Here is a 12,358-nt window from a genome sequence, read left to right as displayed (position 1 = left end):
AGGAAATATTTGATAAAATAGTTGATTAATCCCAAAATCAGAGCTAATGTGTTCATGCAAGCGAAGAACACTTACATCTAGGAGGATTACATCAAATGGAATTAGTAAAAAACCTGCGGAACACTTTTCAAGAATGGAGCTACGCCGAACAAAAGGGAATGGAGCCCAAACAAATTCACGCCATTGGCTCCAAACTAAAAACCATAGTAGGAGAACTAGACGGTATCCTCTACCAATACGCAGTCGATAACGAAGAAGAAGCGAAAAAACGAATCAGCCCAACGATTGAACGATACATAGCCGAAGGAAAAGCTATAACTGGACCAGATATCAAGGTGACTGTTCAACCAGCGACAGGGCTTGGTATCGGATACACGATCACCGCTTCCCTAAGCTGGAACGACGACTATCGATGGGGCGTAACTTGGACGAACAACCCCTTGCATCTAAACTTACTGATACAAGCCTTAAGCAAGCCTAACTTTTCCCTGTAGAACGCATGGCATGCAAAGAAACCCGATTAGGTCGGGTTTTCCTCGTGAGTATCCTTGGACAATCGTGGGATTCCTCTATCTAATTTCCATCAAAATTCTGTTCAAACTTCATTAAGGAATTATTTGATAAATAAGAAAGAAAATGATCTCAAGTCATTCTTGTAAGCTACTATTTTGCTTTGTGGATTTTTCGTATACCTTCATCGATCTGCCGCTAACACAACCATATGCTTCCGTTGTATGAGTCCAGCCATATTTTTCGTAATAACCCTCTAGATCAGTAGTTAAATAAAGTTTCTGATATCCTTTTTTATAAGTCTCTTGAAGGGCATGTTTAAGAAGATAGGAACCAATTTTTTTCCCTCTATGCTCCGGATCGACGTATAAACAAGCAAACCAGGGGGATAAATCTTGACGACTGTTGAGATCGTTTCTTAATAATGCGTAAGTGCCAATGATAGATTCGTTCAGCAGTGCAACGTAAAATCTTGGGATTTCATCTGTAGTCCGGCATGAATGAAGTATACAATCTTGATAAAATTTGTAGTTTTGCTCATTCCCCCATTGCTCCCAAAATATTCTAACGGTTTCATCTAAAAAATCTTTTCTTTGGCTTATTTCAAGTATCTCGATCATTTCTCATCCTTTACATATAAAGAACTTTTCAAACTTTAATATAGCACAAACTGGATAATCATGGTGGCCTCTTCATTCATCTCCATCTCTATTTCGTTCAAACTTCGTTAAGGAATTATTTGATAAATTAGTTGATTACTACCAATAACAGAGCTATGATGTCAATGCCAAAAGGCACACGACAACTAGGGGGAATACAACCATGACAACCAATCAGAAACCTGTAGCGAAATTAATCGGAGCAAACGGAAATATCTTCAACCTCATCGGACTTGCCAGCCAAGCACTAAGAAGAGCAGGGCAACAGGAACAAGCCAATAAAATGGCAAAAGAGGTGATGGCTTGCGGAAACTACCACGAAGCACTAGCAACCATCACCAACTATGTAGAAGTAGAATAAATTCCCTTCTATCCAACAAGGGGGCCCGACCTAGATCGGGTTTTCCTCGTCGTGGCTCGTCTTTTTCTGAACGATGGCATTGATTTTTTCAAGTAGCTGTTGCTTGGAGTTGGTAATTTCCACAGGCTTGCCGTCTTTGCCTGTAACTTCGTGCTGTGTCTTCCTGCCCCAACGAGCCGGGTACTTTCGCTCTAGCCGCCACGCAGCCGCCTGCCAGTTCTCTTTTGCCGCTTGTGCAATGAGTGCGACATCCCGCATTTCAGCTTCTGCCATTGCTTTTTCTACTGCGTTGGAAAACTGTTTATACTTTCCTCTTTTCTCTCTTGCACCACGTTTTAACCAATCATATAGTGTCGTTTTATTAATTCCTGCATAAGCAGATGCTGTCTCGATATAGTTACCCATCCGAAGAGAGTCCACTATCTTCTGTTGTATTTCTGGCGTTAATTTTTCAGGTCTCGCCACCTTCTTTCACCGCTTTCTGATTCGTATACTCCTCCCACCTTTTCACAATCACATCACAGTAGATTGGGTCTAGTTCAATCCCATAACAGACTCGGTTTGTTTGTTCCGCTGCCATCAAGGTAGAACCGGAACCAAGAAAAGGATCAAGAATAATGTCTCCTTGTTTGGAGGAGTTTTGTATTGCCTTTGCAGGAATACCAATGGGTTTCATCGTCGGGTGATCTTTGTTCCGAGATGGTCTATCGATATTCCAAAGCGTGGTTTGCTTTCGATCCCCATGCCATTGGTGACTTGCACCGGGCTTCCATCCATAGAGGATAGGCTCATGTTGCCAATGATAATCTTGCCTACCGAGAACCATCGCATTTTTCGCCCAAATGATGCATTGTTTTAACTCCCAACCTGCATCTACCATCGCAGTGCGAAAGTTGATTCCTTCGCTATCTGCGTGACAAATATAAATACCGCCACCTAGCTGAGTGACGGCAATCATATTGGTAAAGGCATCATATAGAAATTGATAGAACTGACTATTGTTCATTTTATCGTTTTGAATTTTAAGAGCTTCCTTTGTTTTTCCTGTATAATCGACATTATAAGGTGGATCAGTAAAGACCATGTCTACCACTTGATTCTTCACTAATCGTTGGAAAGTTTCTGTAAAAGTTGCATCACCACAAATAAGACGATGATTGCCAAGTACCCAGATATCTCCCTTTTGAGTGATGGGTTCTTCTATACTTTCTAACTCTTCCTTTACATCAAAGTCATCTTCTTCTGGATCAGCTTCAACAAAGAATTGCGTCATCAAATCCTCAATTTCATCGTGATCGAATCCGGTCAACTCTACATCAAAGTCACCTACATCTAACTCTTCCAGTAAATCTTTTAATCTTAATAGATCCCAGTCACCACTAATCTTGTTAAGAGCAATGTTAAGAGCTTTTTCTTTCTGTTCATCTAGATCCACAACAGAACATTCTACTTCGGATAACCCTTGATCTATTAAAATCTTAAACCGCTGATGTCCACCTACTAAATGACCAGTCGTTTGTTCCAGACAAGTGGCTCTACATAGCCAAACTCCTGAATAGAGCGTTGGAGTTTTTGATATTCCACATCGTTTGGTTTTAGGTCAATCCTTGGGTTATAGGGTGCTGGATTAATTTGTTCTATTAGTATAATTTAGATATGCATATTATTCCTCTCCCTGAAACATAAAAAAGTGGGCATTACCCCACAAGAGATAAGTCGATTAGCAGAAAAATAGACTACTCCAATTACTATATTAGTAACTATCTAAAGGAATTTGGTGACAAAATAATGCCAGAAAGTTGCCATCTAAGACCTTTCCAATGGATATTCAAATATTTCAATATCGTAATGTTATGATTTAAAATCATTTTGACAAATATATAAGCATATGCTTATATATGAATGAGGTGATGAACCATGTTAGAACTGGAGCAGTTAGCAGAATGTCATAAAGTCCTTGGAGATAAGACTCGTTTACACATCCTTTCCTTACTAAAAGAAGAGGAGCTATGTGTCTGTGAGATTGTAGAAATCCTCCAAATTAGTCAACCTGCTGTTTCTCAACACATGAGGAAACTCAAAACAGCAAAGTTGGTGAAGGAACGTCGAAATGGACAATGGGTTTTTTATTCCTTGGATGGTAGCAGCTATCCCTTTTTTGAATCGATTTTAGGAACACTTCCAGACATGCAGAAGGAAATCGAGGAACTAAAGAAAAAGGGACTTCGTGTTCTTTGTAACTAAACTGCAATTATCGCCTATATTCATCTATTTTGATGGAAAGGTTGTGACCCGATGAGTGGAGTGATGAGAAGACTTTCGTTCTTGGATCGCTATTTAACACTCTGGATTTTTCTTGCAATGGGCATTGGAATTGGAGCAGGTTCACTTTTTCCAAGTATGATAAAAAGCCTAACCCAATATCAGGCTGGAACTACCTCTATTCCCATTGCTATTGGTTTGATTTTGATGATGTATCCTCCTCTAGCAAAAGTTCGATATGAAGAACTGTGGCAAGTTTTTCGCAACGTGCGAATTCTCGGTTTATCACTTGTTCAAAACTGGGTAATTGGTCCGATCCTTATGTTTGCCCTAGCTCTTATCTTTTTACGAGATAAACCCGAATACATGGTAGGTTTGATTTTAATTGGCTTAGCACGATGTATTGCAATGGTCATTGTTTGGAATGAATTAGCAAAGGGAAACCGAGAATATGCAGCAGGGTTAGTTGCCTTTAACTCCGTATTTCAAATTCTCTTTTATTCTGTTTATGCTTATTTGTTCCTTACGATTTTTCCTACTTGGCTTGGACTTAAAGGGCAAACTGTTTATATCACAATGGGGCAAGTAGCCGAAAGTGTATTAATTTACCTTGGTATTCCCTTCGTTGCTGGAATGATCACTCGATTTAGTCTAGTAAAAGCAAAGGATCGAGAATGGTATGAAAAAAGTTTTATTCCCATGATCAGTCCCATTACCTTGATCGCTCTCCTCTTTACCATCTTTGTCATGTTCTCTCTAAAAGGAAATCAGCTTCTACAATTGCCATTGGATGTTCTCCAAATCGCTGTCCCCTTACTGATTTATTTTGTCATCATGTTCTTTATCTCTTTTTATATGGGAAAAAAGGCGGGAGCAGATTATTCACAAACTGTTTCTCTTTCTTTTACAGCAGCAAGTAACAACTTTGAATTGGCGATTGCAGTTGCTATTGGAGTATTTGGGATTAACTCCGGAGCTGCCTTTGCAGCGGTTATTGGGCCATTGGTAGAAGTACCTGTTCTTATTGGTTTGGTGAACGTTGCATTTTGGTTTCGAAAGAAATACTTTCAAGTACCATCAAGGAGGGTTATCGATGAGTAAAAAGAAAATCATTTACTTCCTTTGCACAGGAAACTCTTGCAGAAGTCAGATCGCAGAAGGATTTGGAAAGAATTATTTAGGAGATGAATTCGAAGTATATAGTGCAGGCATTGAAGCACATGGACTAAATCCAAAAGCAGTTGAAGTCATGGCGGAAAAAGGAATTGATATCTCCAAACAGACTTCAGATATCATTGATCCTGAGTTACTAAATAAAGCGGATTATGTCATCACACTTTGCGGAGATGCCAATGATAAATGCCCGATGACTCCCCCACATGTACAACGAGATCATTGGGGATTTGATGATCCAGCAAGAGCACAAGGAACAGAAGAAGAAAAATGGGCTGTCTTCAAACGAGTACGGGATGAAATCGAAGCTCGTATTCAACAGTTTGCTAAATCCAAGAAATAAGCAAAGAGTCACTTCCTTCTATAGAAGTGACTCTCTTTTATGTTTATAGATATCTCATTCACTTTCTATTTAGTTGGCACAGCATACCTGATCCATGCAACAAACTTCCTCTTGTAAAACGGTCGGTCGATGAAAAAAGGATTGAATTCTCCCGAATAAAGAGGTATGTCCATTTTGTTTGATCATAGAGGATCGATTACATAAATCTTGGCGCATTTCTTCCTGTTTGATTTTCGTTAGTTGTTCGATTTCATAGAAACTTTGCATGGTAGATGCCACTCCCCTATTCATATGTGCATTCTTTATGATTGGCAGCAAGAAGAACTTGTTTCTTTGGTGTTTTTTACATCATCGTTGTGGTCTACGTCTTCGTGAACCGTAAATACCTCCCAACGATGACCATCTGGACTGGTGACCCAGATTTTATCTTGTCTGGCATAACAACAGTTGGTATTCATCTCATCAAAAGTCGCTAAGTTTGCTTGTTGAAGTCTTTCTTTGGCTTTTAAAACATCTTCTGTCGAGGATACTTGAATACCCAAGTGATTTAAGCCACCAGAAATTTCACCGCCTTCATTCAATGTGAAGTTGAGTGCAGGTTGTTCCAGATCAAACTTCGCATAGCCAGGTTTCACTTTCACAGGGTCGACACCAAATAAATTAGTATAGAAGAGTACGGATTGATCCAAATTTCTTACGTTTACGGCAACATGGGGTTTTAAAATCATCGGAAACACTCCTATTATTTTTAGAATGGAAATTTAGTTGCAAAATGCAAATATTAGATAAAAGACTAGCATTATCCAATTCGATTGCAGCACTTCTTCGATTTTGCCATGCTTGCATTTAAGAGTTTGATCGAGCGGAGAACCATATCTTTCTCTTCCACGCTCATATAACCAAAAACTTCTTCCAAATACTGATTCATTTCTTGATCAATCAGGGTGGCAATAAAAGTTCCTTCTGTAGTAAGGGAAAGAATACTTACTCTTCGATCATCTGGAGAGGGTGTCTTTTTCACTAATTTTCTTTTGACGAGAGATTGGACCTGTCTGCTAAAGGTAGTGATATCCATCCCTAATGTCTCTGCTATTTGTTGCATTGATGGTTGATGCTGACGATCAATTTCGTAAAGGATATGACTTTGCGTAAGAGAAAGGTCTGTGTCTCCAACGCTACAACAGTTTTTGTCTAAAAAGCCAAAACGACGAGTCATGATGTGAATCAATTCACGCACGTTCTCCACCAGATCACCACCTCTCAACGCAGATTTTTCAAGTGTTTATTTGCAAATTGCAAGTAATTTATTTGTCTATATCCTACATCTCCCCTTCTCCTCTGTCAACAACTTTTTGAAATAATTTTATTCGATCTTACCTATCGAGAAGAAATTTTGCTTTTTGAATCACATACTTTGCATCCTTTCCTACCCCGCGAAGCGTAGCAGAAGCAAACGACCTTTGCCCATTTAGTCCAACAAAATACAGCCCTTCCACATGAGTACTCACTCCATTTTGTTGAATGGGATTGCCTTGAGAGTCCAAAGCTTTTGGAAGTGATTCTAAATATGCAACATTAGGACGATATCCTGTACCAAAGATAACAGCGTCTATTTTTTCTATTGTGCCATCTTTCCACCTCACTCCCTCCTCTGTGAATGTTACAAACATCTCTCTTCTGTCTGGTTTTTGATTATGGATTGCCTCTTGATACATTCCTGTATCGAGTACCGAAACTTTGGTTGCTAATCCTTTTCCAAGTGAGAAACGATCTAAGCCTGATACCGTTAACCAAAAATGCACGTCTTTCCCCAAAATTCGCTGTGGACTAAAAGAGATGGGTTTTCGAGTAGCAATGGAGACCAGTGCAACTTGTGCCAGTTCATATGCAATCTGAACTGCTGAGTTCCCACCTCCAACCACTACCACTCGTTGATTTTGGAATTCGTCTACCTTTCGATAGTGGCAGGAGTGTAATACCCTCCCTTTATATTGTTCTTTTCCTTGAATGTTTGGTAGAAATGGATGAGAAAAAACACCAGTAGCTGCAATTACTGTTTTCGCTAAGAATTGATTTCCAGATTCGGTTTCGATTTGAAAAAAGTTGTCCTTTTTTTGAACCCTTTTCACTTTTTCCCCTGTCCGAATAGGAAAGTGAAAGTGTTTGGCATAATCAGTTAAATAAGTTACCACTTCTTCCTTTGTAGGATATCGATCAGGATCACCCGGAAAGGCATACTCTGGAAGCGAAGAATATTTGGCAGGTGAAAACAGAGTTAAGCTATCGTAGTAACTCGGCCAAGATCCTGCGGTTTGCTTACCAGCTTCGAGAACCAAATAATCTATATTTCTCCTTTGTAGATGATAGGCAGAAGCAAGTCCTGCTTGACCAGCACCAATTACAATCGAATCTAATATTTTTTCCATTAAAATAACCCCTTCTTATATCGTTTTTTAACGATGTGTTTTTTAAAAAGAAGAACATCTCAGGTAGAGTTATGTTCATTTGCAACAATCTGAGATGATAGAAGTAAAACGTTGTAAGAGCTTCATCACATTCGATTTGTTAGGAAAATAATAGACTTCTTTTCCTTCCTTACGCGAAAGCAATATTCCCGCTCTTTTTAAAATCGCTAATTGTTCGGAAGCAGTCGACTGACCGATTCCAATTCGTTCTGCCACCTCGTTTACAGTTATCTCTCCCTTCTCTAAAAATAAAAACATCATCTCCTGCCTTTTTTCGCTGGCTAACGCTTTAAGGAATAAATGAATTTCTTCGTCTAACATGATATCCCTCCCTTCATATATCGTTAAATAACGATATATGAAGTGTAATTTAAACACCGTTGTTTTGTCAACAAAATAAAAAAAGAGAGGACTTTCCTCTCAACAAAAGTAATCATATTAGATAAGATTCAAAAGAATCGCTAGCTTATAAAGTGCATTCTTTTTTATCCGATAGTAACTTCTCTTACTCCATCCCAATTGTTCATGTATAATTTCATCAGTAAAAGCATTTAAATTAAAATATCGTTTTTCAATTAACTTTTTCTCATCCATGCTTAACACTTGTAATGCTTGTTCTAATTTTTTTACTTTCATTTGTTTTTCTGCTCGTCGAATGCCATATTGCTCTGTCGAGGATACGTACTCACTATAAGCTTTTCCAATTCGTTCTCCCTTAAATGTTGTACAGGATGGATAAAGATAGGGTTCATCTTCCACTATAGATTTCTTTAAAATCGGATATTCTCTTAGTATACGTTCTACTATTTTCTTGTAAGACGGTTTCCGATATCGTATGATTGTAAGTTTGCTATCCATCCTTTTAACACCTCTCTCATCTTTATTTTCTGTCAATAGACCAACCAAAGCGTTTCACACATCGCTTGAATGGGCACGATTTCTCAAGAGAAAGCCAAATACATCCTTTGCAATAATGCTTTGCTACTTTGACCTTCATGATTGCCACCTCAATTATTTCGTCTAGTTGTTCAATATACTAATTTGCTTGTTTCAAGGTGAGTTCTACTCGTTGTTCCTCTATGTTTGCTACACGATGAATCTGAAGATAGGTTACTTGGCTGTCATCGTCATAACAGATGCTGTTGCACCCATCTAGTAAGCTCTTGGCGATATTATCGATATCCATCCTGCGTTTTCCTCTTAGGTAGACTTGGATTTCTACTTGTATATCTCCCTTTAATTTTTGAGAGGTGGCGAGCTCAGCCCGCCATTTCACTTCCTCTTTATATGCTAAATACCGTTTTGCTTGTGTATTGATCCATTTGCTTTTTTGTGTCATTCTCACTGCTGGAACGGCTCTCCCCGGTACAATGAACTGAATTCTGCTAGGCTTCTCCAAATACACCACCTGCGCGTTTGTGTATGATTCCTCTTCTCCCTAGATCTATGGCTAAAATCAATACTTCATTCTGGATCACGTCCAAAGCTCTTTGCAATGTCCCAGAGGCTAATCCCTTCTCGCCATAGGTTTTCAAACTGTGTGATCTCACGTTCATCCCATGTAAAATCTAGTTCCTCCAAAGCAAGGTATACTTTTCGAGATTGTTTTCGGCAATGAGTTCGTTCTAACTGCCTGATCAAAGCTGTACTCATGTGCGAGTCCCTTCTACTCGATAATCAGGACCCTTTACTTTCACAAAGTAATCTTTCGCCATACTGTAAAGCCGAGAAAAAGCTGCTTCGCCAATCCGCTCTGACAAAGTAAGTTCATCTTCGTTGGAGGAAAAAAGAATTGGTTTTCTTTGTCGATATCTTTCGTTGATAATGCGGTAGTACAATTCTTCTTTTGCTTCCGTGTATTTGCTTTTGCCGATATCATCCCAGACTAGAACTTCGGTCTCGATTACACCACCCAATAGGCGATAAAATACAGCACCTTCATCGTTATATCGCTTGGCTTGAGCAAGATCGTGCATAAATACTACATCGGAAATACATAGCACTACATTTCCCTGTTGTAAAAGCTCCCTTGCAATCGCGATCTGAAGATGGGTTTTCCCTAGTCCATAACTGTTGTATTTTTGGATCAACGTGGCTCGCTGTTTGAGGTCGGGGATACGCTTAATCTGCGTTTCCCCTACTTCTGCAACCATTCCCATGCTGTTTTGACGTCCTTGCGAAATCTTGGAGAAATTCTCAACAAACTGCTTCGCCGTTTGAAATAGCTGTTGCTGGATAGATGAGGTTATTTGATAATTATCCAAATGTGCCTCCTCGAACTCTTCTGGGATCAATGCATTCTGTATCCTCCGGTGAAGCTGTTTTTGCTTGGCACAAAGGCATGGTGTGGCTACCCAAGGATTTTGAGGATCAATGATCCATTCCTGATCTTTGCAAATAGGGCAGTCATAGGCTAAATGCTCATGTTCGGGCATACTTGCCAAATTGGATGACCACTCCATCCTCACTCTCTTGATCCGTTCCTGTATCGTTGCTAGATTTCCCATGCTGCGCTCCTCCTCGGTGATTCATCCATTCCTCCACTTTGCCCCCATCTCGGCAAATAAAGATGATATCTGCATAGAATTTATTCCCGTCATTTTGCCCACAGTGGAAAGGAGATTTCCGGATATTGCTTATCGCAAGGCATATCTCCTCCACGGAATACCCTTCCTGCAGGCGTGCTTGGATGGCTTTTTTGCGATTGGGTGTAAGAGTCAGCTTTCGAGGAAAGAAACTCTTAAACATCTGCACATAGTGACTCCAAATTTGCTCTACTTGCGTAGCCAAAAGAAGAGACTTTTCTTTTTGTTGTTTTTCTTTTTCAGTTTTGTTTGGTTTGGTTTTGTTTGGTTTATTTAATGTCCTGCTTATCGGCTTTTCCTGTGCATCGGGTTCGGCTTTTTCTGTGCCTGCTGGTGTGCCTGCTCCTGTGCTCACTTCTGTGCCTACTTTTTGATAGTCACTCATTAAGAGAGGAATAATCTTGTAGGACCCTGCTTGATTGGAACGACTTTTTTATACTGAATTCTTCCCTGCTGAATCAAAGAACTTCTTGCATTCTCCAATCCACCTCTGGACAATCCAGTCATTAGCTGAAGCGTTAGATTGGGCGTAGAGAACCATTCCTGCCACCCAGTCCAGTTGTTGATCGACATTAAGGTGTACCACAATGCAACTTGACCTGTAGAAGAACAGTTCAACATGCTCCAATCCCGAAACGCATTCAACTCTTTGATGTAGTTCATTCTGTTCAGCCTTTCTTTTCTATATAGGGAAAGGGCGAAATTATCGCCCCTCTAATTCATCTGCATACACCAAACCCATGCGATCTGTTTTATATACTTTACGACTTTGATAAAGGAAGATTTCCAGAATGGTACATTCCAATCCAGAAGCAATCACGATCTGATCCCCGACTTGGAGCTTGTCCATGCCTTTTGTTTTGGTTTCACTGAATCGAACGGCAAACTTCCTCATGATGCTCTCCTTTGTTTTCCTCTAGATTGATTGATCAAACTGATGAACAGTTTTTCGACTTTGGGTAATATGCTAGTCGCCTAGATGTTGATTTTGGTTCTGGCCTTCTCTATGGTTTGCTCCATCATTCTCACTGTTTGTTCTATGGACTGGCGCGTCTCGTAAACCGTCCAGCCATTTGTCCATACCTGCTTGATTTTTCTCATATAGTGATCTAAGTCATCCAAGTCGTGTTTGAGAGACTCTTCTATTAAGTATGGTTTTGCCATTCTAGATCATCTCCCCTGTTTCTATGTCTACTGAAAGGGACTGATCGTCGAATGTGTCCCCTATGGTGCTCTCTATCTGTTCTACTGCTTTCACCATCTCGATCAACTCTGGATATATTGCTTCCTTTAAGAGATTGATCAGGTCGCTTGCCTCTTGTTTGGTTAACTCCTGTGTGCTTTCTTTTTTGGTTTGAAATCGGCTCACCTTTTTGACTTCATCTTTCGTTAAGCCTTTTTCTTTCCCAATGGCGAAGATGGCTTTCCGTTGATTGGTAGTTGCTTGTCCCATCAATGGATAGTTTGTTTTAGAGCCACTTTCTTGTAGTAAGAAATCCCCATCTCCTATATTGATCTCTTCTGCACTCACATCTCCAAAGCCAACCAAATCCAATATGGCGCGATTCTTAGCTCTTGTAACCGCATGTGAGCGAACATTATGGATCGTACGGAGCCTTTTTTCTTTTATAGGATCTTCAGACGTTTTCTCTTCATAGGAGCAGGCTCCATCCCCTTCTTGAAAAGCTCCTGTCCCAAGATGCACTGCTCTTGCCTTTGCCAACCAAGCAATCACTTGTCCGTTTTCATCGTGAAAAGGCATAACTTCTACAATCTCGCAGGATACATTGAAAAACCGCTGTACTTTCCGAACAAAGCTCTTCTTCGGATGTTTTTTGTTTCCAATTTGTTGGAAGTCATCCGGTGTACCCAATCGAAGTTTTAATTCTTGATACAGTTCAAACTGCTCAATCGCCTGATCAATCGAACCTGCTGGTGTTATCATGCTGGCAGGTGGGACAACCTCTGCATTTACTAGTTGCATGGGTAGATTATTCAAT

General features: G+C 39.9%; 22 protein-coding genes. 5 read left to right on the top strand and 17 right to left on the bottom strand.

What is annotated here, in order from left to right; translation table 11 throughout:
* Positions 1 to 95: 95 nt before the first annotated feature.
* Entirely contained in the window at positions 96 to 494 is a 399-nt protein-coding gene (locus AC5WOF_RS16700; RefSeq protein WP_496051086.1) for a hypothetical protein, read from the top strand.
* 153 nt (positions 495 to 647) lie between these two features.
* Here AC5WOF_RS16700 and AC5WOF_RS16695 read toward each other — a convergent pair whose 3' ends face one another.
* A complete protein-coding gene (locus AC5WOF_RS16695; RefSeq protein ID WP_496051085.1) occupies positions 648 to 1,130 on the bottom strand; it encodes a GNAT family N-acetyltransferase in 483 nt (160 codons plus the stop codon).
* Between the two features lie 202 nt (positions 1,131 to 1,332).
* Between AC5WOF_RS16695 and AC5WOF_RS16690 the strand changes: the two genes are divergently transcribed.
* Entirely contained in the window at positions 1,333 to 1,530 is a 198-nt protein-coding gene (locus AC5WOF_RS16690; RefSeq protein ID WP_496051084.1) for a hypothetical protein, read from the top strand.
* Positions 1,531 to 1,560: 30 nt separating this feature from the next.
* Here the strand turns inward: AC5WOF_RS16690 and AC5WOF_RS16685 are convergent, their stop codons facing one another.
* Positions 1,561 to 1,995: a hypothetical protein gene (locus AC5WOF_RS16685; protein ID WP_496051083.1), complete on the bottom strand. Its 435-nt coding sequence runs from the start codon at positions 1,993 to 1,995 to the stop codon at positions 1,561 to 1,563.
* Complete coding sequence (locus AC5WOF_RS16680) at positions 1,982 to 2,965, bottom strand: DNA-methyltransferase (RefSeq protein ID WP_496051082.1); 984 nt, start codon at positions 2,963 to 2,965, stop codon at positions 1,982 to 1,984. Before AC5WOF_RS16680 ends, AC5WOF_RS16685 begins: the two co-directional genes overlap by 14 nt.
* Positions 2,966 to 3,447: 482 nt before the next feature.
* Between AC5WOF_RS16680 and AC5WOF_RS16675 the strand changes: the two genes are divergently transcribed.
* The 3 genes from AC5WOF_RS16675 to arsC all read left to right on the top strand — a co-directional run bounded on the left by AC5WOF_RS16675 (position 3,448) and on the right by arsC (position 5,308).
* A complete protein-coding gene (locus AC5WOF_RS16675) occupies positions 3,448 to 3,774 on the top strand; it encodes an ArsR/SmtB family transcription factor (protein ID WP_496051081.1) in 327 nt (108 codons plus the stop codon).
* A gap of 63 nt (positions 3,775 to 3,837) precedes the next feature.
* Positions 3,838 to 4,893 (top strand): ACR3 family arsenite efflux transporter, encoded by a 1,056-nt coding sequence (gene arsB, locus AC5WOF_RS16670; protein WP_496051119.1) that lies wholly within the window; start codon positions 3,838 to 3,840, stop codon positions 4,891 to 4,893.
* Positions 4,886 to 5,308: an arsenate reductase (thioredoxin) gene (arsC, locus tag AC5WOF_RS16665; protein ID WP_496051080.1), complete on the top strand. Its 423-nt coding sequence runs from the start codon at positions 4,886 to 4,888 to the stop codon at positions 5,306 to 5,308. The genes arsB and arsC overlap by 8 nt, the downstream gene beginning before the upstream one ends.
* A 69-nt stretch (positions 5,309 to 5,377) precedes the next feature.
* Here arsC and AC5WOF_RS16660 read toward each other — a convergent pair whose 3' ends face one another.
* From AC5WOF_RS16660 to AC5WOF_RS16595, 14 genes are all read right to left on the bottom strand, one after another.
* The gene (locus tag AC5WOF_RS16660) at positions 5,378 to 5,575 is read right to left on the bottom strand and encodes a hypothetical protein (RefSeq protein WP_496051079.1); all 198 of its coding nucleotides are present in this window, start codon (positions 5,573 to 5,575) and stop codon (positions 5,378 to 5,380) included.
* Between the two features lie 35 nt (positions 5,576 to 5,610).
* Entirely contained in the window at positions 5,611 to 6,036 is a 426-nt protein-coding gene (locus AC5WOF_RS16655; RefSeq protein WP_496051078.1) for an ArsI/CadI family heavy metal resistance metalloenzyme, read from the bottom strand.
* A 71-nt stretch (positions 6,037 to 6,107) separates the two neighbouring features.
* Positions 6,108 to 6,554, bottom strand: a complete 447-nt coding sequence (locus AC5WOF_RS16650) for a MarR family winged helix-turn-helix transcriptional regulator (protein WP_496051077.1) — start codon at positions 6,552 to 6,554, stop codon at positions 6,108 to 6,110.
* A 127-nt stretch (positions 6,555 to 6,681) separates the two neighbouring features.
* Positions 6,682 to 7,734, bottom strand: a complete 1,053-nt coding sequence (locus AC5WOF_RS16645) for a flavin-containing monooxygenase (protein ID WP_496051076.1) — start codon at positions 7,732 to 7,734, stop codon at positions 6,682 to 6,684.
* A 75-nt stretch (positions 7,735 to 7,809) separates the two neighbouring features.
* Positions 7,810 to 8,094 carry an ArsR/SmtB family transcription factor gene (locus AC5WOF_RS16640; RefSeq protein ID WP_496051075.1) on the bottom strand — a complete coding sequence of 95 codons (285 nt, stop codon included), beginning with the start codon at positions 8,092 to 8,094 and terminating at the stop codon, positions 7,810 to 7,812.
* Between the two features lie 117 nt (positions 8,095 to 8,211).
* Complete coding sequence (locus AC5WOF_RS16635) at positions 8,212 to 8,631, bottom strand: ArpU family phage packaging/lysis transcriptional regulator (protein ID WP_496051074.1); 420 nt, start codon at positions 8,629 to 8,631, stop codon at positions 8,212 to 8,214.
* A 178-nt stretch (positions 8,632 to 8,809) separates the two neighbouring features.
* Positions 8,810 to 9,172 (bottom strand): RusA family crossover junction endodeoxyribonuclease, encoded by a 363-nt coding sequence (locus AC5WOF_RS16630; RefSeq protein WP_496051073.1) that lies wholly within the window; start codon positions 9,170 to 9,172, stop codon positions 8,810 to 8,812.
* 65 nt (positions 9,173 to 9,237) lie between these two features.
* Positions 9,238 to 9,426 carry a hypothetical protein gene (locus AC5WOF_RS16625; protein WP_496051072.1) on the bottom strand — a complete coding sequence of 63 codons (189 nt, stop codon included), beginning with the start codon at positions 9,424 to 9,426 and terminating at the stop codon, positions 9,238 to 9,240.
* The gene (locus AC5WOF_RS16620; RefSeq protein ID WP_496051071.1) at positions 9,423 to 10,280 is read right to left on the bottom strand and encodes an ATP-binding protein; all 858 of its coding nucleotides are present in this window, start codon (positions 10,278 to 10,280) and stop codon (positions 9,423 to 9,425) included. Before AC5WOF_RS16620 ends, AC5WOF_RS16625 begins: the two co-directional genes overlap by 4 nt.
* Complete coding sequence (locus AC5WOF_RS16615; protein ID WP_496051070.1) at positions 10,195 to 10,743, bottom strand: hypothetical protein; 549 nt, start codon at positions 10,741 to 10,743, stop codon at positions 10,195 to 10,197. Before AC5WOF_RS16615 ends, AC5WOF_RS16620 begins: the two co-directional genes overlap by 86 nt.
* The gene (locus tag AC5WOF_RS16610) at positions 10,743 to 11,021 is read right to left on the bottom strand and encodes a hypothetical protein (protein WP_496051069.1); all 279 of its coding nucleotides are present in this window, start codon (positions 11,019 to 11,021) and stop codon (positions 10,743 to 10,745) included. The genes AC5WOF_RS16615 and AC5WOF_RS16610 overlap by 1 nt, the downstream gene beginning before the upstream one ends.
* Before the next feature lie 40 nt (positions 11,022 to 11,061).
* On the bottom strand, positions 11,062 to 11,253 hold the full coding sequence (locus AC5WOF_RS16605; RefSeq protein ID WP_496051068.1) for a hypothetical protein: 192 nt from the start codon (positions 11,251 to 11,253) through the stop codon (positions 11,062 to 11,064).
* An 80-nt stretch (positions 11,254 to 11,333) separates the two neighbouring features.
* A complete protein-coding gene (locus tag AC5WOF_RS16600; RefSeq protein WP_496051067.1) occupies positions 11,334 to 11,522 on the bottom strand; it encodes a hypothetical protein in 189 nt (62 codons plus the stop codon).
* Position 11,523: 1 nt separating this feature from the next.
* Positions 11,524 to 12,357, bottom strand: coding sequence for a hypothetical protein (locus AC5WOF_RS16595; protein ID WP_496051066.1), 834 nt, complete (start codon positions 12,355 to 12,357; stop codon positions 11,524 to 11,526).
* Position 12,358: the final 1 nt, after the last annotated feature.

It is taken from the genome of Shimazuella sp. NTD250, assembly GCF_059510375.1.
This window is presented reverse-complemented; position numbering and strand designations above follow the sequence as displayed.

Coding starts and splice junctions, on each gene's coding strand:
- AC5WOF_RS16700 (WP_496051086.1), top strand. CDS start 96: ATGGAATTAGTAAAAAACCTGCGGAACACTTTTCAAGAATGGAGCTAC.
- AC5WOF_RS16695 (WP_496051085.1), bottom strand. CDS start 1,130: ATGATCGAGATACTTGAAATAAGCCAAAGAAAAGATTTTTTAGATGAA.
- AC5WOF_RS16690 (WP_496051084.1), top strand. CDS start 1,333: ATGACAACCAATCAGAAACCTGTAGCGAAATTAATCGGAGCAAACGGA.
- AC5WOF_RS16675 (WP_496051081.1), top strand. CDS start 3,448: ATGTTAGAACTGGAGCAGTTAGCAGAATGTCATAAAGTCCTTGGAGAT.
- arsB (WP_496051119.1), top strand. CDS start 3,838: ATGAGAAGACTTTCGTTCTTGGATCGCTATTTAACACTCTGGATTTTT.
- arsC (WP_496051080.1), top strand. CDS start 4,886: ATGAGTAAAAAGAAAATCATTTACTTCCTTTGCACAGGAAACTCTTGC.
- AC5WOF_RS16660 (WP_496051079.1), bottom strand. CDS start 5,575: ATGCAAAGTTTCTATGAAATCGAACAACTAACGAAAATCAAACAGGAA.
- AC5WOF_RS16655 (WP_496051078.1), bottom strand. CDS start 6,036: ATGATTTTAAAACCCCATGTTGCCGTAAACGTAAGAAATTTGGATCAA.
- AC5WOF_RS16645 (WP_496051076.1), bottom strand. CDS start 7,734: ATGGAAAAAATATTAGATTCGATTGTAATTGGTGCTGGTCAAGCAGGA.
- AC5WOF_RS16640 (WP_496051075.1), bottom strand. CDS start 8,094: ATGTTAGACGAAGAAATTCATTTATTCCTTAAAGCGTTAGCCAGCGAA.
- AC5WOF_RS16635 (WP_496051074.1), bottom strand. CDS start 8,631: ATGGATAGCAAACTTACAATCATACGATATCGGAAACCGTCTTACAAG.
- AC5WOF_RS16625 (WP_496051072.1), bottom strand. CDS start 9,426: ATGAGTACAGCTTTGATCAGGCAGTTAGAACGAACTCATTGCCGAAAA.
- AC5WOF_RS16620 (WP_496051071.1), bottom strand. CDS start 10,280: ATGGGAAATCTAGCAACGATACAGGAACGGATCAAGAGAGTGAGGATG.
- AC5WOF_RS16615 (WP_496051070.1), bottom strand. CDS start 10,743: ATGAGTGACTATCAAAAAGTAGGCACAGAAGTGAGCACAGGAGCAGGC.
- AC5WOF_RS16610 (WP_496051069.1), bottom strand. CDS start 11,021: ATGAACTACATCAAAGAGTTGAATGCGTTTCGGGATTGGAGCATGTTG.
- AC5WOF_RS16605 (WP_496051068.1), bottom strand. CDS start 11,253: ATGAGGAAGTTTGCCGTTCGATTCAGTGAAACCAAAACAAAAGGCATG.
- AC5WOF_RS16600 (WP_496051067.1), bottom strand. CDS start 11,522: ATGGCAAAACCATACTTAATAGAAGAGTCTCTCAAACACGACTTGGAT.